The sequence below is a fragment of the Syntrophobotulus glycolicus DSM 8271 genome (assembly GCF_000190635.1).
Lineage (GTDB): Bacteria > Bacillota > Desulfitobacteriia > Desulfitobacteriales > Syntrophobotulaceae > Syntrophobotulus > Syntrophobotulus glycolicus.
In genome coordinates this window covers 3,176,695-3,198,402 of the sequence record NC_015172.1, presented here as the reverse complement: position 1 = coordinate 3,198,402, position 21,708 = coordinate 3,176,695, and the positions used below count along the sequence as shown (strand labels likewise).

Below are 21,708 nucleotides of genomic sequence, written 5' to 3'. Positions count from 1 at the left end.
GCATCGCGTCAATTATCAACTAATCAACGAGGCCGGAAAACCGCATAAAATAAGCATTTTTACAAAGTGTGAGCCACTCAGATAGTCCCGGAAGCCCCAGCAGCAAGGGGGATAAAGGACATCATCGCGGCTCATATTTGCATTATAACATCAAAGGACAATGAAGTCGAGACGGTCGGCGTGCTAACGGAGCGTTAGTGAGTGTTAAATGCAGCGGCGGGGCGTGCGAAGAAGTGCGAAAATACGGCATTTCTCAGGTGTCAGCGCGTTACTTTCCCCGTGCGCGCCCGTGCGGATAACCCTCAAAAAGAGGCAAAAAGGCGGCTCATTCAAAGTGACAAAGCTATGTAATCGCAAAAAAGCTGTCACATTGCCGTAATATCAAGGGTTTTCGGCACTTACATCGGCGCGTCAAAGGCGATTTTCAATGTGACAAAAACAGATAGATAAATCTATCAAAGAAGCACAAAAATTAAACAGCTTCACTTGCGGCTGCCTCTTCCCCTGTTCCTCCACTCATCGAGCCGGATAACGTTCCCTTTTTAACTGCTTTACTGTAAAGCATCTCAATAGTGCTATTAACATACTCCTTGTCGCGGTCGTCCAGCGCGCGAAACATAGCAATAAGGTCGGCCTCCTTTTTGGTTAGTTCCATTAAGCCCGCCCTCTCATTTGTTGTATTAACCCTCCCTTGTTTGTTCTCACCTGTTAGAATCCATTCCATCGAAACACCCAAAGAAGAAGCAATTTTATAAAGCGAGAGCGTGTCAGGCGTGCGCTTTCCTGTGACGTACTGACTGATAGCGTTGTTAGACATTCCAGTTGCTCGGCAAAGGTCGGCCTGTATTTGATTGAGCTCTGCGAGACGGGCCGCTATCCTTTCCCCTACCTTTTCAATTTCTATCATCGTTTATCCTCCCTTCTTACAACAAGTGAGAGATTTATGCTTGACTTCCTCTCAGTTGTTGTATAAAATAAGACTGATAGAGAAATATATCAAGGAAATCATACCACACCTGAGAGGAAGATTAAAGAAAATTGAACAGGAAGGAGGTAAAATTTTGAAACACGGAAAGCGTCCGACACGGGCTCAGAAGATACGCCTTAAAGAGGCCGGACTGAATTATGAGAACTGGCTCGTCGTGAAGGCGACGACCGAAGGGCTCGAAGTGGTGCACAAATACTCGGGTAAGACAAGAACAATCCCCGCAACGCTCGGAAAACAGAGCGGCGGCGAAAGGAGGAAACGGAATGAAAACAATCCTTCAGTACCTCAAAGAACAGAAAGATATGGCATGGCATAACCGCCTTTGTTATTCCAAGACCTATGGCATGGATACCCCGAAGGAAGGCTATGAGAAGGAGTTCGCCGAGGCGGTCAGAGACTGCGAGATTGTCGAGGAGCTCATCGCATTGGTGCAAGTAAAAGAGACGCCTTCGGAACAGACGTCTCCTTGCGATTGCCCTTTCGAAAAAGACGGCGCGAAGTTGTTGAAGTTTCTCAAAGAGATTGAGAATTATGTTTTGGGTGACTCTCCCGCTCATGTTTCTCAATCGCCAGAGATGCGATAAGCGAAATTGCGCCGACCATTTGAGGAATTAACTCATTTTCTTCCTTGAAGTATTCAGGGTACATCTTTTTGAAGTCGGCAACCAATTCACGAGCAAAAGCTTTAGCATCCATTATTACCACCCCCTCTCTATGATATGGCCGCAATCTCATTATAGAGCCAAAAGGTGGAAGTAACTACTCGAAACACTTCACAAACTTTGAAACGGAAGTAATTCTAAGAGCGCAGGAAGGAGGATGCTTGATGCAGCGCAACAAGAGACAACTGACCGCCTTCGGCGTGTTGGTTAAGAAAACGCTCATAGAAAAAGGCATGACACAGGTGCAGCTCGCACAAGAGGTCGGAACAAGCAACAAGTACCTCAATCTCATCCTATACGGAGACAGGTCGGGGGATAAGTACCTCCAAGGTATCGCGAGGGTGCTTGATTTAGACCCGGAATCGTTTAAAAAAATAGCATGAAGGAGGAATAACTTTGAAGAATGTCAATGAATTTCTTTTTGAGCTGGAAAGTCTCAAGGCCGGGATGGGGATGAGCGGTAAGACGCTCACCGATGAGACCAAGCTCATCATTCTGGAAAGGAAGCAGAACGAGCTCAAGCGGCAAGCCGAGCAGGTTCAAAAGGAAATCCAGAAGGATATTGAGGACTTGTTCGATTGCATCAGCTTAAAACAGGCAAACATCGAAACCTTGAGCGACATAAACACCTATCTTCATGAGGAGCTCAGGAAGGTTGAGGAGCACATCGGCAAAATCAAGTCGGCAAAGGTGACAAAAAGTGCGTGACCGGGGGGATGGCATCATGAGGAATCAGGTCAAAAGGAAAGAGAGCCATACCGACACCACTCGAACAGGCTCTCTTACCAGAAGACTCACGAAAAATCTTCTCCTGCCATTATACCACGGCAGCGGACACGGTTCAATGTGAAAGGAGGGAGAGGGGTTTGCCGGAAACATTCGTCACACTGGAAACAGCGGCAGAGCTTGAAGGAATCAAGTACAACACATTAGTCCAAAGAATCAAGCGCAATCCAAAAGCGTTCAAGACATTAACGGAGCCGGGAGAGAACGGCGGCAAAGACCGGGTAACGGTCGCCCTGTCCTCCCTCTCCACCAAAGCAAGGAAGGCCCACAAGGCAGCAAAAAAAGTAGACGGGAGGGATGTTGTTATCGAACAGAAGGCACAAGAGGCCCCGTGGTATCTCGATATCGACCTCAATTGGTACATAGAGAGTCACAAGCGGGAATATTATGAGGCGGTCGAGCTCTCAAAGCAGATTCAGGAGTTCGTCGCTTATGGAGAAGGTGAGCGCACGGCTTTCGCCGAGGAGTTCGCCGCAAGGCTTGGAGTCAGTCAGCGGACGCTCTACCGCTACGCCGAGGGATACCTCGAAGCGAGCGCGTGGGCTCTGAAGCTTGAAAAGGAAGAGGGCCGGAATTTCGACTTCTTCAAGGTGCTCACCCTATGCCGGAAACCGAAGCAGTCGTACACCTTTCCAAGCTTGACGGACAAGCAGAAGGCTATTATTGAGAACATTTGGTTTAATAAGGACTTCGCACAGAATCAGGGCACGATTGAGATGCTTTACACGAAATTCGAGGAGGTCGCCAAGGAGAGCGGATGGGAAGGCTATCCCTCCATCAAGACAGTGGCCCGGTATATCAAGTACATCATGGACGAGCTCCGGGGACGCAACGCCCACTATCTCGCCGCCAACGGAATGAGAGAGTTCAAAAATGCCCGGATGCTCAAGGGTAAGCGTGACGCTTCGGCCCTCGCGGTCATGGAGTTCGTACAGGGCGACGGCCACACCTTCGACTGCTGGGTGCAGTACACAAGCCCGAACGGGAAAATCAAGGCAATCCGACCGAAGCTTGTTGCATGGGTTGACACACGGAGCCGCTGCATCATGGGCGATGTGATGTGTGTCGACGCCAACTCGCAGATACTCAAGGAAAGCCTCGTCAAGATGCTCTACTCCAATCCGGGCGGCGTGCCGAAACACCTGCACATTGACAACGGCAAGGACTACACAGCGGAGACCAACACAGGGCAAAACCGCAAGGAGCGCAAGATGCAGGAACTTGACTTCGACAGCGAAACAAAAGGCTTCTACCGCTCCATAGGGATTGAAGACTGGTCAAGGTCTCTCCCTTATGAGCCGTGGGGCAAGGCGCAAATGGAGCGTTTCTTCGGGACGGTGTGCAGTATGTTCACAAAATGGATGGCCTCCTATGTCGGCACACTCACCGGGTCGAAAACTTCGGGTAAGCGGAAGAAGGACATCCCCGGAATGCTTGAGCGCGGTGAGCTCCTCACAATGGAAGAGTTTTACGCACTCTGGACAAAGTGGAAGAACGAGAAGTACCACGTCCGGGAACACCGGGGCCTTAAAGATGCTCGCGAGAAATGGGTCACTCCGATTGAGCTCTTTGAGAACGCCGAGCGGTACGTCAAAGCAGCTCCTCTGAGGGAATATGCAGCGATGCTCCTAATGAAGGCCGACACCGCCCTCGTCCGCAATCAAGGGATTATCAAGTTCGGCACGCTCTACACGGATTATGAGCTCTGCCACTACATCGGGCAGACCGTCAACATCAAATGGGACATCGATGACGTCACCAAGCTCTATGTCTTTGACAAGAACGGCAAGAAGATTTGCGAGGCTGTCTCGGCTGAACTACTACAGTTCGCGCCCCGCATGTCACAGGCCACGCTCGAAGAGCACCTCAAGAAGCAAAAGCGGCAGATTCGCGAGACGAAAGAAGACCTTGAGTGGTATCAAACACCATACGAGCTCCGGGTGCAGGACGGACAAGGCACTCCCGCCGTGGTCGGCGGTTTAGACCTCGCGGTCAGGGCTAAGAGGAACGACAACCTTATCCAGCTCCCGGACGATAAGGAGTTCCGTGAGGAGCTCAAGGCCGGAAGTGTTTCTAAGAAGCAAAAGCAGCACAAGGACTCCGATGACGAGTTCTTCAATCAAAAGGCTCAATCAGTCCTTGAGAGACTGAGAGCACTCGGATAATGAAAGGGGATAACAAAATGGAAGCAACGGCAGCAAAAGCCTACACAGGCGAAATTAAAACTCTTGCAGACAAGGTCAACGAGTACATTAAACGCGAAGGCAAGACCATCACAGACCTCGCGAGCACCATCAACTATTCACGGACGACGGTCTCCCGGTATCTTTCCGGGAAATACGACAGCGACGCGACGGAGCTTGAAGCGAAGCTCACCGCCTTCCTCGCGGAGGTAACGGGTGAGGAGCTCGTTGCCGCAACTGCCGAAAGAGCGAAGGTCGTCAATTTCACAAAGCGGAAGAGCTTCTTTGAGAGCCGGGACGCGCAGAACATCATCGGCGTATGCAATTCCTGTCAGGAGTACATCGGGCTCGGCATCGTGGTCGGAAAGTCTGGCTTCGGCAAGACCCACGCCCTCAAGTATTACTCCAAGATGCCCCGGGTCGCCTATATCGAATGCGACGACACCATGAGCTCAAGAGACCTCGTGGAGTCCATCGAAAGGGCTCTCGGCATCCCTACCACCTACGGGACGATATGGAAGCGCGTTAACGGAATCAGGGAGTTCTTCAACGTCAATCGCGGTTATCTGCTTATTATCGACGAGGCGGACAAGCTCATCTCCAAGTACACACAAAAGAAGATGGAAATTCTCCGGGCCATATTCGACCAGTCCGATGTCGGCATGGTCATCGCGGGCGAGCCGAAGCTCGAAGCGCAGATAAAGTCCTACCTCACCCGCTTCGCGAATCGCGTCGACTTTTACGCAAGCCTCAAGGGGCTCTCCGGCAAGGAGGTCGATAACTTCCTCGAAGGTTACGAAGTCGAGGAGGACGCCCTTGCGGAGCTGAAGTCCCGGGCGTGCAACCATCAAACAGGCTGCTTCCGACTCCTCGACCGCACGCTCAACAACGTTTTCCGCATCATGAAGGAGCGCGGGGAGTCCAGAATCACGCTGACCATCATCAATCAAGCATCTAACATGATGATGCTTTAAGGACGGAAGGAGGATAAACAATGAGAAGCACAGCGGCATTAAAAATCGACGAGGCCGTAACGGTCGGCCTCACCTGCCTCGAACAAGGGCTCGACAGCAAGGCGACGGTCAAGCAGAACATTCTCACAGCGGTCTCGATGAACTGCCTCCCCATCAGGGAGGCTCAGTCCGTTGAGGAGCTCCCGGTCGAAGTCTTTGAACTGTTTCACAGGCAGCTCGGCCTCGGGTTCGAGGTTCGGGCCGGGAAGGTCGTCGGGGTGAGCTTCACTACCCCGGAAGGCAAACTCGCAACCGTCACACTATCAGACATCGAAAGAGGTGAAAAGTAATGGCAAGGACAAGAATCAAGGAGGCCCCGGTCTATAAGACATGGGAAGAGGTCGACGCCGCCCTCAAGGAAATCGCCGAGGCTGAGCTTGACCTCGTGGACATAGAGGGCGAAATGAACAAGCAGATTCAAGGCATTAAGCTCACGGCGGCGCAGGAGGCGAAACCTATTCAAGACCGCATCGCCGCTATCGGCAAGGACATCAAGGCGTTTGTTGAGGAGCACCGGGGAGAGCTCGACGGCAAGACAAAGACGCTGAACTTCGGAAAGACGGGCTTCCGCATGAGCACGAAGGTTATACTCCCGAAGGCGAAGGAAAAGCTCGCGGCAATCATCAAGAGCCTCAAGTCCCGCAAGATGAACGACTGCATCGTTGTTACCGAGACCATCAACAAGGACATACTCAAGAAGTACACCGAGGACGAAATCCTCCGGGTCGGAGCGTCGCTGAAAAAAGAAGACACCTTTTGGTATGAGACCGACCGGGAGAAGCTGCAAGCTTTACAGCGTTAGGAGGCGGTGTTATGGCAGGGAAAGCATATGGGGGGCGCAATCGCCCCCGCTATTCTATCCGCACCATTTGGGGGCTCGCGAAGTCCCCGGAGCTCTCCCTTGACGATGAAGACCTGTACGGCATCATCGGGCGGGAGACGGGCAAGGACAGCATGAGGAAGCTGACGCAGGGCGAAGTCGACAAGGTGTGCCGGGTACTCTCCAACATGAAGGACGATGTCAACCGGGCTGAGCGCGGCAAGCGGACGGACGAGGGCGGCAATCCTCAGACCGAGAAGCTCCGCCGCAAGATTTACGCCCTCACCGGGGAGCTCGGATGGAACAACAACAATGACCGAATCAACGGCTTTGTCAAAAAGATGTTCAAGGTCGACCGCATCGAATGGCTGACAGTTCCGCAGAGCCACAAGCTCATTGAGGCCCTCAAGAAGATGGTCGACAGGAAGGAGGAAGGCGATGCCGGGGAAAACAAAGAAACCTAAGAAAATGACCGCACGCGAGAAGGCGGCCCGGGCTGAGGCTAAAAAGAGACTTCAGGAAAAGGGCGTCATCCCTCCCGACAAGCCAAAGCTCAACCGCAAGAAGTTTGCAAAGGAAATCCTCACAGAGTGGGAGGCCGCCGAAGAAAAAGCAGACCTCGCATTCTACCTTTACCAGGCCGTCTTCAACATGGTCGGCAAGGACATGCGAGAGGTCACGCCGGAGCAGGTCGGAGTCCTCAAGGCCCTCAAGATTGCGCTTGAGACAAGGAAGTTCACGGAGGCCCTCAAAGCGGAGGGTCGCGCACAATACACCATCGGAGAGTATGTCGATAAGGTATTTGCTCCAATTATGAGATTATAAGGAGGAATCGGTATGAAAAAAGTAACCATCGACCCCGGCCACGCTCCGGGGAATGTGAATAAAGGCCCTACCGGGTATTATGAATATGCCGGGATGTGGAAGCTCTCAAACTTCCTCAGAAACGCCCTCATCAGGTGCGGGATTGATGCCAGTCTGACAAGGTCGGAAAACGAAGACCCGAGTCTTGATGAGCGCGGCAAGCGTGCCAAAGGGAGCGACGTCTTCATCAGCGAACACTCCAACGCCGCCAATGGTCAAGCCCGTGGAGTAGAGTGCTTCTATTCAGTCCGCATCGCCCAAGACAAGGCTTGGGCCGGAAAACTTTCGGCAGCGGTCTCAAAGGTCATGGGGAATAATGACCGGGGAGCCAAGACAAGAGAATCGGAGACAACCAAAGGATATGATTATTACGGAGTTATCCGTTCCGCCGTGGCTGCTGGCGTGCCGCACGTATTCCTGATTGAAAACGGGTTCCACGACAACGCAGTGGACGAGGCGTTCCTGAAGGTGGACGCTAACCTTGAAAGCATGGCTGAGGCTCAAGTAAAGGTCATTTGCGAGCTCCTCGGCGTGACGTACATTGAAAAGGGCGCAGTTCCCGCAGAGCAGCTCTACAGGGTGCGGAAAACTTGGGAGGATGCAAAGTCTCAGGTTGGAGCGTACAGAATCCTTGAGAATGCAAAGGTGGAATGCGACAAGAATCCGGGGTACAGCGTGTTTGATGAGAAGGGCCAAAAGGTTTATCCTCTTTCCTCCTCTGTACCGCAGCCGCCGAAGGAAGAGCCAAAGGAACAGGGGACGCTCATCATGGGCAAGACGGAGGCGACGGCGGCGCAGATGGCAGCCTACGCGCTGAAGGTAAATCCAAAACCTCTCCTTCCCTCCTGCACTATTGAGGAGCTGGCGAAGATATTCGTCGAGGAGGCAGAAGTTGAAGGTGTGAGGGCGGATGTTGCTTGGGCTCAGTCCCTCAAGGAGACAGGGTGCTTCAAATATGGCGGCATCGTCCTTCCTGAGCAAAACAATTACGCAGGTATCGGAGCCTTAAACGGAAACAGCCAAGGACAGGCCGCAAGCTTTGAGAGCCCGAGACTCGGAGCCAGGGCACAAATACAACACCTGAAGGCGTATGCCAGCACAGAAGCGTTAAAACAGGCGTGCGTCGACCCTCGCTTCGGTTTAGTCAAGAGAGGCTCCGCAATATATATTGAGTGGCTGGGAGCCGGAGACAATCCCAACGGGGCCGGATGGGCGTATCCGGGCAACGGCTACGGAGCCGACATCATCAAGATACTCAATGCCATATTGAAGGAGCCCGTTGTCCTCCCTCCTCCCCAAGAAACGCCGCAGGAGGAGTCAAGCGTTCCCCGGTGGCAGCGCGACGGCTTTGACAAGCTGGTCGCGGCGGGCGTCATCAGTAGCCCGGAATACTGGTCGGCCAAGCTCGGGGACACAATCACAATCGGGGAGGTCTTCGGGATACTCGGCAAAATGTGTAAATAAGATTCAGGAGGTCGCGGTATGGACGCATTAGCAAAAGAGCTCACGCTCGAACAGATTCCCGAGGGCCTTTACAGGGAAATAGCGGAAGCAATCGGCGTCGAGAATCTCGTCAAGCTCACACAGCTCGTCGGCGGTTCAACGATATACCTGCCGAAGACTGAAAGTGTCGTCCGCCCGGTCAGAGACGCGAGGATTAGAGAGGAGTTCAACGGGTACAATCACATGGAGCTCGCCAAGAAGTACGATGTAACCGAGCGATGGGTACGACAGTTATGCGGCGACGGCCACGCCGAAGGTCAGCTTTCCCTCTTTGATTTGCCCGGCCCGGGGGATGAAAAGGCCGTGTAATAAGAATCAATTCTCAGAAGTGCTACACATATAAACTTCACAAGGCATAAGGTAACATTAACCATAGGAGCTTCGCTCCTATGGTTATTTTATTCCCAAAATTGCAAAGGAGGAGTCAAGATGGAAACCATTCAGACAATGGCAAGCGATGTCGTCGTCACCCTCGTCCTCGCCCTCATCGGTCTTCTTGCGGCGTATGCTACATACGGCATCCGAAAGCTGACCGAAAAGGTGAAGGCGCAAACCGCGCAGCTCAAAGACGAGGAAGCGCGCCGCCTGCTCAACAACGCCCTTCAGGATGTCGAAGAGCTGACGACCGTCACCGTGGCCGCCATTGAGCAGACCACGGCAAAGAGTCTCAGGGAAGCCGTCAAAGACGGCAAGGTCGACCGTTCCGAGCTTGTCGCCCTGTCAAAACAGGCGGCGGAAGAAATCTCGGCGGCATTAAAGCCGGAGGCTCAAAAAATCATCGAGGAAAACCTCGGCAGCTTCAAGGACTATCTCTCCAAGCTCATTGAGGAGAAGGTGCTCGAACTGAAGGCGATGACGCAATAAAGGAGTGAGGGCATGGAAGCAAGTCAAATTTTCATGTTCGCGCTTCAGACCATCACGACGCTTGTCATCGCGCTCATTGGTTGGGCGGTCAAGACCGCAATCGGTGACATGAAGGACGCAATCAAGAAAAACTCGGATGACATTGAGAAGGTCAAGACCGAGCTTTCCGAGCTGAAGAGTGACCTCCCTCTTGTCTATGTCTTAAGGGAGGACTTCATCCGAACGCTCAACAACGTCGACAAGCAGATGGGCGACATGAACGCAAAGCTTGATAAGATACTGCACTACAAAGTAACAAAGGAGGGGTGACAACATGGATGAGATGAATGAGCTTGAGGTTAGCCGCAATAAGGCGATTCGCGGCTATATCATCAGGAGCCTCGTCAAGGGTCATCAAAACACGCTGCTCCTCCGGCAGATAACGAACGCACTCGTCGCGGACGGAATGATTGTCTCCCCGGACATCAGCAAGCATCTCGATTATCTGAAGGAGGGCGAATACATCGCTTTTGTCGACAGGTCGGTTAATGCGTACAACGCATACCGCAAGGATGCGGTCATCAAACTCACGAAAAAAGGAGTTGACCTCGTCGAAGGGACAATCGACGACCCGGGAGTTGATGTGTAATGGCCGAGAGAAGACGGACAAGGGTCAGCTCAAAAATCACACAGCTCCCGGACGACATCAAGGAGCAGCTCGACGCGCAGCTCCTCGACACGTCCAACACCTACGAAGAGATTGCAGCATGGCTCAAGTCGGAGGGTTACAACGTCAGCAAAAGCGCGGTCGGGCGGTATGCTATCCGTGCGAATCAGGCGGCGCAGCGTGTCGCCGAGACCCTTGAACGGACAAAAGCAATCGCCGCAGCCGTCGAGAAAAATCCCGACCTCGACTTCACAAAGGCGTCGAGGATGGTCTTGATGGACGGCTTGATGCAGAGGGTGTCAACGGCGGAGGATGACTTCGCGGAGATGCCGCTTGACAAGGCCGGGCGGCTCATCGCCTCCCTTTCCCGTGTGGGAGTTTATGAGCAGAAGGTCAAACGGGATTATAAAACTAAGATGGAGCTTGCTTTCGAGGCCCTTGAGGACGACCTGACAAAGGCAATCAAGTCAGACCCGCAGCTCACCCGAGAGCTGCACGCAGTCCTCCAAAAGGCCCGTGAGAAGATACTGACAGATGATTAACCTCAAGGAATACATCGAAAAACTTGAAGAGCCGGAAGACCGCGAGGAGGTCGCCAATAGGCAATATCAGCGGGAGCTTTTCGAGACATACGCGACACGGGAAGGCAAACACCAAAAGGAACGGGCGCAGCTCTTCAAGGAGTACCAAGACGGAGCCGAGCTCACAGGTGAGAAGGGACTGAGGAAACGCCTCGGGGCCTTCGACCTTGAATATTTTGGCCGGGCATACCTCCCCCACTATTTTGTCAGGGAGTCCCCGAAGTTTCACGGGGAGCTTGACGACATTTGGGAGGATGGCGTGATGAAGGGCAAGAACGCAATCCGGGACGCGAAAGAAATCTCCCGGGCGGAAGGATGCCGGAGAGCGATTGAGGCTCCCCGTGGTCACGCCAAGTCGACGACGTTCACCTTCAAGGACACCGTCCACGCTTCGGCCTACGGTTACAAGCATTACATCATCATCCTCTCGGACAGCTCCGAACAGGCCGAGGGGTTCCTCACCGACATCAAGACGGAGTATGAGGAAAACGCAGCTCTCCGGGAAGACTTCGGGGATATGCAGGGCAAGGTTTGGAAGGCCGGAGTCATCCTGCTTTCAAACGGCGTGAAGATTGAGGCTATCGGCAGCGGCAAGAAAATCCGTGGACGGCGTCACAAGCAATGGCGTCCTGACCTTATCCTTTGCGACGACCTCGAAAACGACGAGAACGTCAACACCCCGGAGCAACGGAAAAAGCTCCGCAATTGGTTTTATAAGGCCGTGTCGAAGGCGGGCGACACCTACACCGACATTGTATATATCGGGACGCTCCTCCACTTCGACGCGCTGCTCGCCAATGTTGCGAAGAATCCGCAGTACAAGACGGTCAAGTATAGGGGCGTCATCAGTTTTGCAAAGAATGAAAAGCTCTGGTCGGCATGGGAGGCAATTTATACCGACCTAAACAATGACGACAGGCAGGAAGACGCGAAGGCGTTCTTTGAGGCGAATCGCGAGGAGATGCTCGAAGGGACGGAGGTTTTGTGGGAAGCCAAGCTCTCTTATTACGACCTCATGGTTATCCGGGTATCTGAAGGCGAGAGCAGCTTCAACAGTGAAATCCAGAACGACCCTATCGACCCCGAAAGCTGTGCATTCAACGAGGAATGGTTCAGTTATTACAAAGACGACGAGGTCGACTTCTCGGATGGCCGCTTCCTCTTTGTGGGGGCGAATGACCCATCCCTCGGCAAGAACAAGAAGAGCGACACGTCGGCAATCATCGGCCTCGCGAAGGACACCCGCACGGGCTATATGTATGTGGTCGTCGCCTCTATTGAGAAGCGCAAGCCGGATGTCATCATCGAAGACGCAATCGAGACCTCAAAGCGGCTCCGGCGTGACTACAAAAAGCCCTTTGCCAAGTTCCGGGTCGAGACGGTGCAGTTTCAGCACTTTTTCAAGGACGTCATGGCGCAGCGCAGCGCGGAGGCCGGAGAGTACCTCCCGATTGAGGAGGTCAACAGCATCCAAAACAAGGACTTGAGAATTCAGTCCTTGCAGCCGTTCGTCAAGAACGGGTACATCAAATTCAACGAGAAGCACAAGACCCTCCTTCAGCAGATGAAGGAATACCCGATGGGCAAGAACGACGACGGGCCGGACGCTCTTGAGATGGCCGTGAGGGCCGCCCTTGAGCTGAAGGTCGGGACAAAGGTCGATTACAAGTCCGTCATCAGCCGGGCTCTCAAATTCAGAAACGGCTCGTATTAAGGAGGTGAGACGGATTGAGCAAAAAGAAACAAAGGCAGCAGCAGACGAAAGCTCCGGCCCTGAGAAGGCCCGACCTCACGGAAATCGCGGTCGCACAGGTACAGGACAAATATTCGGACTACCCGAGCAACGGCCTCACGCCCGTCAAGCTGGCAACCATCTTCAAGGAAGCGGACGCCGGGGATGTCCTCCGGCAGATGGAGCTCTTCGAGGAGATGGAGGAAAAAGACCCGCATCTCTTCTCGCAGCTTCAGACCCGCAAGAACGCCGTCACGGGCCTCGACTTTGAAGTTATCCCCTTTGATGCGGATGACGAGCGGGACAAGGAAATCGCCGAGTTCGTGGCGCAGGAAATCGAGAGCCTCGAAAACTTCGAGGACATGGCGATGGACTTGCTTGACGCAATCGGCAAAGGCATCGCGGTCTCTGAAATCATATGGGACTATGACGATGGCCGAGTCGTTGTCAAGGAAATCAAGAACAGACATCAGAAGCGTTTCTTTTGGGATGCGGAGGACAACTTCAAAGTCGTCACCAAGGAATACCCGAGCGGCATCATTGTCCCTGAGAACAAGTTTATAATCCACCGCTACAAGGCCCGCAGCGGACACCCGTCAAGGGCGGGCGTTCTGAGGGTCGTCGCGTGGATGTACCTCTTCAAAAACTACGACCTGAAGGATTGGGTCAGCTTTTGCGAGGTCTTCGGGATGCCCCTTCGCCTCGGCAAGTACGCCCAGGGCGCAAGCGAGGAAGACAAGGCCGCTCTCATGCGAGCCCTCGTTCAGATCGGCTCCGATGCGGCGGGCATCATCCCGGACGGGACGGAAATCGAGTTCAAGGAGTCCAGCAAGACATCAAGCCTCGACATATACGAACGGCTCGCCCGGTACTGTGACGAGCAGATGTCAAAAGCTATCCTTGGACAGACGCTCACCAGCGACTCCGGGGGCGGCAGCTACGCACAAAGCAAGACGCACAACGAAGTCCGTCACGACCTCACGGTCGCAGACTGCAAGGCTCTTGCCGCGACGCTCCGCCGTGACCTTATCCGACCCCTCGTCCTCTTCAATTTTGGCGAGGACAGGCGCATTCCGTACATCCGTTACGATTGCGAGGAGGCCGGAGACCTCAAGGAAACGGTCGACATCTATGAGAAACTGATTTGCAGTATTGGGCTCAAAGTCCCGACCTCTCACCTATATAAGAAGTTCTCCATCCCGAAGCCGGAAAACGGTGAGGAAGTGGCAGCTCCGAGCAAAGGCTCCGCCCTACCCATCCCGATGAAGGAGCAAACGGCGGAGGTCGTCACCAATGAAGCAACGGCAGCCGGAGCCGAAAAGGTCGAACTCAAGGGACAGGCAGCCGGAGAGCCGGGAACGCAGCAGCGCATCGACGGCCTCACGGCAGCGGCAATCAAACAGAGCTCGGGCCTGTTCAAGAAGCTTTTCGCTCCCGTTCTCAAGATGCTTGACAACACCGAAGACCTCGACGCTGTCAAGAAACTCTTTGAAAACGAGGAGCTCGTCGAGCGGCTTGCCGGGGAAATGGATGTCAAAGACATTGAGGAGCTCCTTCAAAAGGCGATGCTATATGCAGACCTTGAGGGGCGGGTGATACGGGATGAATGAAGTTGAGAGCGTTATCTCCCGGAACAAGGAGATAACCTTCGAGGAGGCGGTCGAATACTTCAGGGGTAAAATCCCTGTCACAGCGAAGCAGTTCTCGGAAATCGCGGCGGAGTATCAGTCCCTCGCCTTCACCGTCTCGGGCTATACAAAGGTTCAAGTTCTCAAGAAGTTTCACGACGAGCTCCTCCGGGCGATTGAGGAAGGAGAAACGATGCGGAGCTTCCGGGACAGAATGAACGGGTTCCTTGAGGCTCAAGGGTACGAAGGAATTACGAACTTCCAAGCGGACAATATCTTCAGGACGAACATTCAAACGGCGTATCAAGTCGGGCACTACAGGCAAATGACCGACCCGGATGTCCTGAAGCTCCGGCCTTATTGGATATATGACGCAGTGAACGACACGAGCACCCGTCCCTCACACCTTGCGATGGACGGAAGGGTCTTCCCGGCAGATTCCCCGGTATGGGACACATGGTATCCGCCGAACGGCTTCCGATGCCGCTGCACCGTGCGCTCGCTCTCCAAAAGACAGGTCGAGCAGCGGGGGCTCAAGGTGGAGACAGAGAATCCGAAGGCGGCAGAGCTCCGGGACGGACGCTTCGTGAACATCCTGCCCGACCCGAGCTTCTCGACGAATCCCGCGAAGGTGCAGTTTACACCCGACCTCAAGGGATACCCGGAAACCTTGAAGAAGGCATTTGAGAGGAGCGTGAAAGCCAAAGACAAACAATAAGCGTTAAAAGGCCCAATTTAGTAGTTTATCCATCGAGTAAGGCAAAATATACCTAAAAGAATTCTAACGGGCGTTATAACGCGTGCTAACGGGGTTAGAAGCGATTCTAAAAAGCAAGGTGATAGCGAGGTGAGCAAATGGCAAAATTATTCGCCTGTAGAGGCGGTCAGTCAGAAGTAAACGGAGCACCCGAGAAGGTGAAGCTCCTCCCCCTCGGACACGTCAAGAGTCAAAAGGGCGACTTCGACGTCGATGAGGAAAGCTTCCGTTTGATGAAGCAGACTTTTCTCGAACGGGGTAACGACATCGTGATTGACTATGAGCATCAGACGCTCAAAGATGTACAGGCTCCGGCGGGCGGATGGATTAAAGACCTATCCATTGAGGACGGAGCGATTGTGGCTAAAGTGGAATGGACTCCGCAGGGAAAGAAGTATCTCGAAAACCGGGAATACCGCTATCTCTCGCCCGTTGTCCTCGTCCGCAAGTCGGACGGCAAGGCAATAGTCCTACACTCGGCAGCATTGACGAACACACCCGCCATTGACGGGATGTTTCCGATAATCAATTCCATCAAACTTGATGATTATGAAGGAGGTAACGACATGGACATCATTAAAAAGCTCGCGGCTCTGCTCGGACTCGGTGAGGACGCAACCGAAGAGCAGGTCACGGAAGCCCTCAAGGCAGCCGTCGCGGATGCCAAGAAGTTCAAGGAGGGCACAGAGAACAAGAATCCTGAAGGCGGTTCGGAGGATGAAGGCAAGGTCGTCTCAAACAAGGTGATTTGCGAGATGCTCGGGCTGAAGGCCGGAGCCAAGACCGAAGACGTGGCCGCCGCAATCGTGGCGCTCACAAACAAGAAGCCGGAGGGCTCTGTTTCTGAGAAGGAGTTCAAAGAGCTCAAGGACAAAATCGCCCGCAGGGATGCAGACGACGCCGTCCTCATGGCCCTGAAGGCCGGGAAACTGACTCCGGCTCAAAAGGATTGGGCGACGCAGTACGCACTCAAAGACCCGGAGGGATTCAAGTCCTTCGTTGAGAAGGCCCCCCAGGGCGTCCCGATGGGCGAGCTTGACATCGAGACCAAGGCGAACAAAGAGGAAACCTTCGACGAGGCGACGCTGCTCATTTGCAAGCAGCTTGGCGTCAGCGAGGACGACCTCAAGAAGTACGGAAAGGATGTGAGATAACATGGCACTCACAGCAGGAAGGAACACGCCGGAGCTTGCAGAAGGCGGGAGAATTGTCGTCCTCCCGGTGGCGGCAGGTGCGGTCATTTATGACGGCGGGCTTGTCGTGCTCGATGCGAGCGGCAACGCAAAGGCCGCTGTCAAGGCCGAGGGCCTTACGGCAGCGGGCCGCGCCGAGGAATACGTCGACAACACGGGAGGCGCAGCCGGAGACAAGACCGTCAAGGTCAGAAGAGGCGTCTTCGTTTGGGACAATACCACGGTAGCAGCCAACAAAATAAAAGCCGAACACGTCCTCAAGGACTGCTATATCGTCGACGACTGCACCGTGACCGCATTGGCGACAGGCAGCTCCCGGGCAGGAAAAGTCATCGCAGTAACAGACGACGGCGTCGCCGTCGAAACCCTATAACAGGGAGAAAAGGAGGATTAAAGCACTATGATAGTTAATCAGCAAGCACTCCGGGGCATTTTTACCGGGTTCAAGACCATCTTTGCCAAAGCCTTTGACGAAACAAAGCCCCTCTATGACAGGGTGGCGACGGTCGTCCCTTCCGTTACAGGGGAAGAGAATTACAAATGGCTCGGCACTATCCCCATGATGCGGGAATGGATTGGAGACCGTCAGATTAAAAGTTTGACGGCATCCGATTACACCATCAAGAACAAGGACTTCGAGGTAACGGTCGGCGTTCCCCGCAACGACATCGAGGACGACCGTGTCGGGCTCTACACTCCGGCGATTCAGTCCCTCGGTCAGAGCGCGGCCCTGCATCCCGACGAGCTTGTCTTCGTACTGCTCCCGGGCGGATTCACAAACAAATGCTATGATGGGCTGCCGTTTTTCTCGGACGCCCACAAGGTCGGCAAAAAGACCTTCAGCAACAAGGGAACGGCCAAACTTTCGCCGGAATCCTATGCAGCGGCGAGGGCGGCAATCATGTCGGTAACGGACGAACACGGCAAGCCTCTCAAGATTGTCCCCGACCTTCTCGTCGTTGGCCCGGCCTTAGAGACCGAAGCGAGGAAGATTCTTCTCGCCGACCAGATTGACGGCACAACCAACATCCTGAAGGGAACGGCGGAGCCGCTGGTTGTTCCCGACCTGGCCGGAAATGATTCGATGTGGTTCCTGCTTTGCACCAAGAAGCCCATCAAGCCTCTCATTTACCAAGAGAGACAGAAGCCGAAGTTTGTGAGCCTGACCAACGAGACCGACGAGAACGTCTTCATGAGAAAAGAATTCCTCTACGGAGCCGACTCTCGCGGAAATTCCGGGTATGCCTTCTGGCAAATGGCCTACGGCAGCGACGGTACAGCACAGTAAAGGAGTGAGTCGGCGTGGCATATTGTGAGACCGCAGAAGTCCGCTCCATGATTAAGGATGATGCCCTCAACACCATCATCGGCAGCGACTACATAGAAGACGAGGCCGAGCGTGAGGCGAAAATCATCCCCATCATTGAAGGGGCAATCGCGGACGCAGGGGCGGAGATTGACGGATACCTCGCTAAGAGATACCCTCTCCCTCTCTCCCCTGTCCCACAGGTTATCAATAAGTTCGCAAAGGACATCGCCGTCTATAACCTGTATTCCCGCATCGGTATCGACGAGAGTGACAGAGAAAAGAACTACTTAAACCGCTACAAGGCGGCGATTCGGTTCTTTGAACTGCTGGCGGAGGGTAAGGTCGAAATCGGAGCCGTCGACACCACCACCGCAGCGCGAACAGGCTTCTCGGTCGCATCAAGTCCGCGCCTCTTCTCCCGCGACAAGCTGAAGGGGATGTAAATGTACAGCATCAGACTTGACGGCGACACAAGAAGCTTGATGAAAAGGCTCCGGCAGCTCGCGGACATCGACAAGAAAGGCATTAACGCCTCCATTGCCGAGGCTATCCGCGAGTCGACCGTCGAACGGTTCCGAACGGAAAAAGGCCCGGACGGGAAGAAATGGAAGCAATCCATCAGGGCGGCGCAGGAAGGCGGCGTCACGCTCGTCAAAAGCGCAGGGCTTAAGAATTCCATCAAGACTACGTCCGACGCCTCCGGGTTCGCGGTCGGCACGAACAAAATATATGCATCGACGCATCAGCTTGGGGCCAAGAACAGGAGAATCACCATCCGGGCCAAGACCTCGAAGGGCCTTGTCTTTCAAGTGGATGGCCGCTGGATACGGAAGAAGCAAGTCACCGTCAGAATCAACATCCCGGCCCGTCCCTTCCTCGGCCTCAGCGATGACGACATGCAGGAAATCAAGGGCACTCTTGAGGATTACTTCAGGGAGGATTAGAAATGTTTACGGAATGCAGGGAACACCTCATCGAAAAGCTGAAGGGAGCAGGAATCCGCTCGAAGCCCTACACAAGCATGAAAAAGCTCCGGGCATCACAGGAGGCCCATATCGGGGCCGTGCTCTTCGAGGAGGAAACCTTCGACCGAAGCGGCGCAAAAAAACTATACAGTGACCAAACAGGCGCGCAGCACAAGAGGCGAAAGGTTTTCTCCCGGGAGACGACCTTCAGCGTGATAATCGGAGACCCCGACCCCAAGAAGACGGAGGAGTTCTTTGAAGCGTTTCTCAGAGCCCTTGACAAAGGCATCTATATCGACGGGAACTATACCCCGATTGAGGTCGTGGAGGCGGAATGGGTTGACGAGGATGACAGCATCCTGAAGGCAAAAGTCGCCGTCAATGTCAAAGTCAAATTCATGGGCGGCGTTTATAAGGACACAGACTTCGCGAAGCTCACGGACGTCGAAGTCGAATCAGTTATCAAGGGAAAGGAGACTCAAGATGGCGAGTAAAAACCAACAGCCGGAAACGGCTGACACAGCAGCTCCGAAGCTATTTAGCATTGAGGAGCTCAAAGACAAGAAAAAAACGCCCGCCCCCATCTTCAGCGGTATGTGTGCCGCCCTCGGATGGAAGCCGGGCAAGATGGTCACGGAGGAAGACTTCGACGCAGCGGTCGGAAAATTCTCCGGCAGTCCCATCGGAAAGAAGGTGAAGTAAATGCTTAGAGATGTCACAACAAACATTACTGACGGATTGCTCGGACTGGCAACCGAAAAGGGCGAGGGTGTCCATGTGAAAATCGGTGTCTCCCCCGTTACGTCGGACACGCCTATCATCATTACGGGCAACATGACGGCGGCGAAAATCAAGGAACGCCTCGGCCTGAGCCCGCTTGCTGACAAGGTCATGGATTCGGTGGAGAACGGTTCCAACCGGATTTACTGCATCCCGGTCTCGGCATCCACGGCAGGAAGCCGGGGAATGGTCGAAAAGACAGGCACGGGCTCGGGTTCCCTAACCGCTGACGGGAGTCCTTACAATGCCTTTGACGTAATTGTCAGAATCACCGGGCAAGGCCGCAGAAATACCGCCCTGTTCGTGTATTCGATTGATGGCGGGTACAGCTATTCCGACGAGTCCACCGTGCCGCTGACGGGAGCCTTCGAAATCCCCCTGACGGGCCTGACTGTGACGTTTACGGAAGGTGCGCAGCCGAATGAGGAGACATCCTTCCTTGTGGGCGACGTCTTCCGTTTCAAGACAACGGCCCCCACCATGACCAACGCCGACGCGCTGGCGGCCATTGACAAGCTCAAGAACTTCAACGAGCCCTATGAATTGGTTCATATCGTCGGGGAATCGCAGAAAGCATTATGGTCGGCGGTATCGGAGCAGCAGCGGGAGCTCGCGGCAACCTATCACAAGCCCCTCCTCTTTGTGCTTGAGGCATACGTCCCGGACAACGAGGAGGATGTCGCCGACTACGCCTTGAGGCTTGAGGCCGACAAGAAGGACATCAAGAACACCGACATTCAGGTCGTGGCAGCGCGCTCCCTCTATGTCGGCATGGACGGCATCACAAGGGAAATCAACAACGCCGGAATCGTGTGCGGCCTGTACTCCAAGACCAAAGTTCATCAGAGTATCGGCAAGACCCGGGACACGGCGGGCATGGGAATCTCTAAAAGCAAGATGCTAGAGCTCCGGCCCGCGGGGATTGAGGAATATATCGAGCTGCTTGATGCCGCAAAATACCTCACCTTCCGGGAATACGACGGGCTTGAGGACTACTTTGTCACCAATGCTCGCGTGATGTCCCCGGACGGCTCGGATTACCGTTATGCCGAGGATGTCCGGGTCAAGAACAAAATCATCAAGGAAGTCCGCAAAGAGGGCCTTCAGCTCTTGCAGGACGACATCGACCTTGAAGATATGCAAAACGAGCTCGAAACAAGGGCGAAGTTCATGCAGACTCCTCTCGACGAGATGGTCAAGCTGAAGGAAATCTCCTCGGCCACAATCACAGTCCCGGAAGGACAGGACATCATCACGACCGAGAAAATGCCCGTCACCATCCGCTATGTGTCCAGAGGATACATCAGGGAAATCGAAGTCGACCTCGGCAGAACGAAGCCGAGCGCAAGCTAAGAAAGGAGGCTTGATTAGGATGTCATTGAAAGTAAACGGCAAAACATACGATTGGGCCGACGTCGATATTAAGCTCCCGGGTCTCACGATTGAGTTTCAGGAAATTTCCTACGACGACGAGCTGGAAAAGGAGCTCGCCTACGGCAAGGGTCAGAAACCGAGAGGCTACGGAGAAGGCAACTACAAGGCCGAAGGCAAGGTCAGCCTCCTCCGCGACGATTATGACGCGCTGCTTGACTACTGCAAAAGCAAAGGGACACCGCTCTTCAAGCTGGTCATCCCGAAGATTGTCGTCTCCTACGCCAACGAGGGAGACCGCACAAGGAGCGATGTGCTCAATACCGTCACGTTCACCAAACGCAGCAACAAGGCGGCGCAGGGAGACAAAAGCATCAAGGTTGACCTTGACATGCTTATCGTGGACGGAATCGAGAGCGACGGCGTTAAAGCCCTGTAATATCTCAAAATAAATGTCAAAGGAGGATTATGCAATGGAAGACAAGAGCATCAAAACCAACGAGGCCGAGGTTAAAAAAGGCGGGTCTGGAGCACTTAACACCGAGGAGCTCAAGACAAAACACGGCAAGGTTTATCAGCTTGATTTAACCCTCACCCCGGACGATGACACGGAGATTGAGGTCTCCTATATCTTCAAGAAGCCGACCACGGCGAGCTATGACCGTTATGTTAAGACGGCGGCCAACGGAATGACGAAGGCGCTCAAGGCCTTCATGTTTGACAACATCATCCCTGAGCACCGCGACAGATTGGAGGCCGACCTTGAGGAATACCCGGCCCTTACCTTGAGCGCGGGCGAAAAGCTGCTCTCCATGCTCGGGCTGTCTAAGACCGCAAATTTAATGAAGCTGTAGAAGAGCAGCTCGGGAGGGTGAGGACGGACTTTGTTGAGGCGGCGACGCTTGAGATTTACAGGTTCGTCCCCCCTGCTCTTCTGCCGGATAATATCGGGGAGCTGCATTTTGATGAATTCCTTGCGCTCCTCGCCCGGGCAAGGTACATCGAAGAGGTTGAGGAGGACATTGTTGCGAGAGCTATCTCGAAGGTGTTCTCGGAATAAAAA

Annotated in this window: 31 protein-coding genes; 29 read left to right on the top strand and 2 right to left on the bottom strand. The window is 53.9% G+C overall.

Going from position 1 to position 21,708, the window contains the following annotated elements; all coding sequences use genetic code 11:
* Positions 1–472: 472 nt before the first annotated feature.
* The gene (locus tag SGLY_RS17280) at positions 473–907 is read right to left on the bottom strand and encodes a helix-turn-helix domain-containing protein (protein WP_013623754.1); all 435 of its coding nucleotides are present in this window, start codon (positions 905–907) and stop codon (positions 473–475) included.
* A gap of 154 nt (positions 908–1,061) precedes the next feature.
* Here SGLY_RS17280 and SGLY_RS15835 point away from each other — a divergent pair, with 154 nt between their 5' ends.
* Complete coding sequence (locus SGLY_RS15835; RefSeq protein WP_013623755.1) at positions 1,062–1,304, top strand: DUF6906 family protein; 243 nt, start codon at positions 1,062–1,064, stop codon at positions 1,302–1,304.
* A gap of 197 nt (positions 1,305–1,501) precedes the next feature.
* Here the strand turns inward: SGLY_RS15835 and SGLY_RS17980 are convergent, their stop codons facing one another.
* A complete protein-coding gene (locus SGLY_RS17980) occupies positions 1,502–1,684 on the bottom strand; it encodes a hypothetical protein (protein ID WP_148228055.1) in 183 nt (60 codons plus the stop codon).
* Between the two features lie 130 nt (positions 1,685–1,814).
* Between SGLY_RS17980 and SGLY_RS15825 the strand changes: the two genes are divergently transcribed.
* From SGLY_RS15825 to SGLY_RS15690, 28 genes are all read left to right on the top strand, one after another.
* On the top strand, positions 1,815–2,033 hold the full coding sequence (locus SGLY_RS15825) for a helix-turn-helix domain-containing protein (RefSeq protein WP_013623757.1): 219 nt from the start codon (positions 1,815–1,817) through the stop codon (positions 2,031–2,033).
* 13 nt (positions 2,034–2,046) lie between these two features.
* Entirely contained in the window at positions 2,047–2,358 is a 312-nt protein-coding gene (locus tag SGLY_RS15820; protein ID WP_013623758.1) for a hypothetical protein, read from the top strand.
* Between the two features lie 158 nt (positions 2,359–2,516).
* Entirely contained in the window at positions 2,517–4,601 is a 2,085-nt protein-coding gene (locus SGLY_RS15815; protein WP_013623759.1) for a Mu transposase C-terminal domain-containing protein, read from the top strand.
* A 17-nt stretch (positions 4,602–4,618) separates the two neighbouring features.
* Positions 4,619–5,593 (top strand): AAA family ATPase, encoded by a 975-nt coding sequence (locus SGLY_RS15810; RefSeq protein WP_041444955.1) that lies wholly within the window; start codon positions 4,619–4,621, stop codon positions 5,591–5,593.
* Between the two features lie 20 nt (positions 5,594–5,613).
* Positions 5,614–5,922 carry a hypothetical protein gene (locus tag SGLY_RS15805; protein ID WP_013623761.1) on the top strand — a complete coding sequence of 103 codons (309 nt, stop codon included), beginning with the start codon at positions 5,614–5,616 and terminating at the stop codon, positions 5,920–5,922.
* Positions 5,922–6,434: a host-nuclease inhibitor Gam family protein gene (locus SGLY_RS15800; protein ID WP_013623762.1), complete on the top strand. Its 513-nt coding sequence runs from the start codon at positions 5,922–5,924 to the stop codon at positions 6,432–6,434. Before SGLY_RS15805 ends, SGLY_RS15800 begins: the two co-directional genes overlap by 1 nt.
* Before the next feature lie 11 nt (positions 6,435–6,445).
* Positions 6,446–6,916 carry a regulatory protein GemA gene (locus SGLY_RS15795; RefSeq protein WP_013623763.1) on the top strand — a complete coding sequence of 157 codons (471 nt, stop codon included), beginning with the start codon at positions 6,446–6,448 and terminating at the stop codon, positions 6,914–6,916.
* Positions 6,891–7,277, top strand: a complete 387-nt coding sequence (locus tag SGLY_RS15790) for a hypothetical protein (protein WP_013623764.1) — start codon at positions 6,891–6,893, stop codon at positions 7,275–7,277. The genes SGLY_RS15795 and SGLY_RS15790 overlap by 26 nt, the downstream gene beginning before the upstream one ends.
* Positions 7,278–7,289: 12 nt before the next feature.
* Complete coding sequence (locus tag SGLY_RS17275) at positions 7,290–8,780, top strand: N-acetylmuramoyl-L-alanine amidase (RefSeq protein ID WP_013623765.1); 1,491 nt, start codon at positions 7,290–7,292, stop codon at positions 8,778–8,780.
* 18 nt (positions 8,781–8,798) lie between these two features.
* Positions 8,799–9,128: a Mor transcription activator family protein gene (locus SGLY_RS15780; protein WP_013623766.1), complete on the top strand. Its 330-nt coding sequence runs from the start codon at positions 8,799–8,801 to the stop codon at positions 9,126–9,128.
* Between the two features lie 120 nt (positions 9,129–9,248).
* Positions 9,249–9,683 carry a hypothetical protein gene (locus SGLY_RS15775; RefSeq protein WP_013623767.1) on the top strand — a complete coding sequence of 145 codons (435 nt, stop codon included), beginning with the start codon at positions 9,249–9,251 and terminating at the stop codon, positions 9,681–9,683.
* Positions 9,684–9,695: 12 nt separating this feature from the next.
* Positions 9,696–9,992, top strand: coding sequence for a hypothetical protein (locus SGLY_RS15770; RefSeq protein ID WP_013623768.1), 297 nt, complete (start codon positions 9,696–9,698; stop codon positions 9,990–9,992).
* Between the two features lie 4 nt (positions 9,993–9,996).
* Positions 9,997–10,311: a hypothetical protein gene (locus tag SGLY_RS15765; RefSeq protein WP_013623769.1), complete on the top strand. Its 315-nt coding sequence runs from the start codon at positions 9,997–9,999 to the stop codon at positions 10,309–10,311.
* Positions 10,311–10,871: a DUF3486 family protein gene (locus tag SGLY_RS15760; protein ID WP_013623770.1), complete on the top strand. Its 561-nt coding sequence runs from the start codon at positions 10,311–10,313 to the stop codon at positions 10,869–10,871. The genes SGLY_RS15765 and SGLY_RS15760 overlap by 1 nt, the downstream gene beginning before the upstream one ends.
* Positions 10,864–12,624 carry a phage terminase large subunit gene (gene terL / locus SGLY_RS15755; RefSeq protein ID WP_013623771.1) on the top strand — a complete coding sequence of 587 codons (1,761 nt, stop codon included), beginning with the start codon at positions 10,864–10,866 and terminating at the stop codon, positions 12,622–12,624. The genes SGLY_RS15760 and terL overlap by 8 nt, the downstream gene beginning before the upstream one ends.
* A gap of 14 nt (positions 12,625–12,638) precedes the next feature.
* On the top strand, positions 12,639–14,252 hold the full coding sequence (locus SGLY_RS15750) for a DUF935 domain-containing protein (protein ID WP_013623772.1): 1,614 nt from the start codon (positions 12,639–12,641) through the stop codon (positions 14,250–14,252).
* Positions 14,245–14,988: a phage head morphogenesis protein gene (locus SGLY_RS15745; protein WP_013623773.1), complete on the top strand. Its 744-nt coding sequence runs from the start codon at positions 14,245–14,247 to the stop codon at positions 14,986–14,988. Before SGLY_RS15750 ends, SGLY_RS15745 begins: the two co-directional genes overlap by 8 nt.
* Positions 14,989–15,125: 137 nt before the next feature.
* Positions 15,126–16,181 (top strand): phage protease, encoded by a 1,056-nt coding sequence (locus SGLY_RS15740; protein ID WP_013623774.1) that lies wholly within the window; start codon positions 15,126–15,128, stop codon positions 16,179–16,181.
* A 1-nt stretch (position 16,182) separates the two neighbouring features.
* The gene (locus tag SGLY_RS15735) at positions 16,183–16,593 is read left to right on the top strand and encodes a hypothetical protein (protein ID WP_013623775.1); all 411 of its coding nucleotides are present in this window, start codon (positions 16,183–16,185) and stop codon (positions 16,591–16,593) included.
* A 27-nt stretch (positions 16,594–16,620) separates the two neighbouring features.
* Positions 16,621–17,508: a Mu-like prophage major head subunit gpT family protein gene (locus SGLY_RS15730; protein WP_013623776.1), complete on the top strand. Its 888-nt coding sequence runs from the start codon at positions 16,621–16,623 to the stop codon at positions 17,506–17,508.
* Between the two features lie 14 nt (positions 17,509–17,522).
* On the top strand, positions 17,523–17,972 hold the full coding sequence (locus tag SGLY_RS15725; RefSeq protein WP_013623777.1) for a gp436 family protein: 450 nt from the start codon (positions 17,523–17,525) through the stop codon (positions 17,970–17,972).
* Positions 17,973–18,473 carry a phage virion morphogenesis protein gene (locus SGLY_RS15720; protein WP_013623778.1) on the top strand — a complete coding sequence of 167 codons (501 nt, stop codon included), beginning with the start codon at positions 17,973–17,975 and terminating at the stop codon, positions 18,471–18,473.
* A 2-nt stretch (positions 18,474–18,475) separates the two neighbouring features.
* Positions 18,476–18,988, top strand: coding sequence for a hypothetical protein (locus SGLY_RS15715; protein WP_013623779.1), 513 nt, complete (start codon positions 18,476–18,478; stop codon positions 18,986–18,988).
* Positions 18,978–19,196 (top strand): hypothetical protein, encoded by a 219-nt coding sequence (locus SGLY_RS15710; RefSeq protein ID WP_013623780.1) that lies wholly within the window; start codon positions 18,978–18,980, stop codon positions 19,194–19,196. The genes SGLY_RS15715 and SGLY_RS15710 overlap by 11 nt, the downstream gene beginning before the upstream one ends.
* The gene (locus tag SGLY_RS15705) at positions 19,197–20,627 is read left to right on the top strand and encodes a DUF2586 domain-containing protein (protein ID WP_013623781.1); all 1,431 of its coding nucleotides are present in this window, start codon (positions 19,197–19,199) and stop codon (positions 20,625–20,627) included. It begins immediately after the preceding gene.
* A gap of 19 nt (positions 20,628–20,646) precedes the next feature.
* On the top strand, positions 20,647–21,084 hold the full coding sequence (locus tag SGLY_RS15700; RefSeq protein WP_013623782.1) for a hypothetical protein: 438 nt from the start codon (positions 20,647–20,649) through the stop codon (positions 21,082–21,084).
* A 34-nt stretch (positions 21,085–21,118) separates the two neighbouring features.
* Positions 21,119–21,499: a DUF6848 family protein gene (locus SGLY_RS15695; RefSeq protein WP_013626153.1), complete on the top strand. Its 381-nt coding sequence runs from the start codon at positions 21,119–21,121 to the stop codon at positions 21,497–21,499.
* A gap of 17 nt (positions 21,500–21,516) precedes the next feature.
* The gene (locus tag SGLY_RS15690) at positions 21,517–21,705 is read left to right on the top strand and encodes a hypothetical protein (RefSeq protein ID WP_013623784.1); all 189 of its coding nucleotides are present in this window, start codon (positions 21,517–21,519) and stop codon (positions 21,703–21,705) included.
* Positions 21,706–21,708 lie beyond the last annotated feature (3 nt).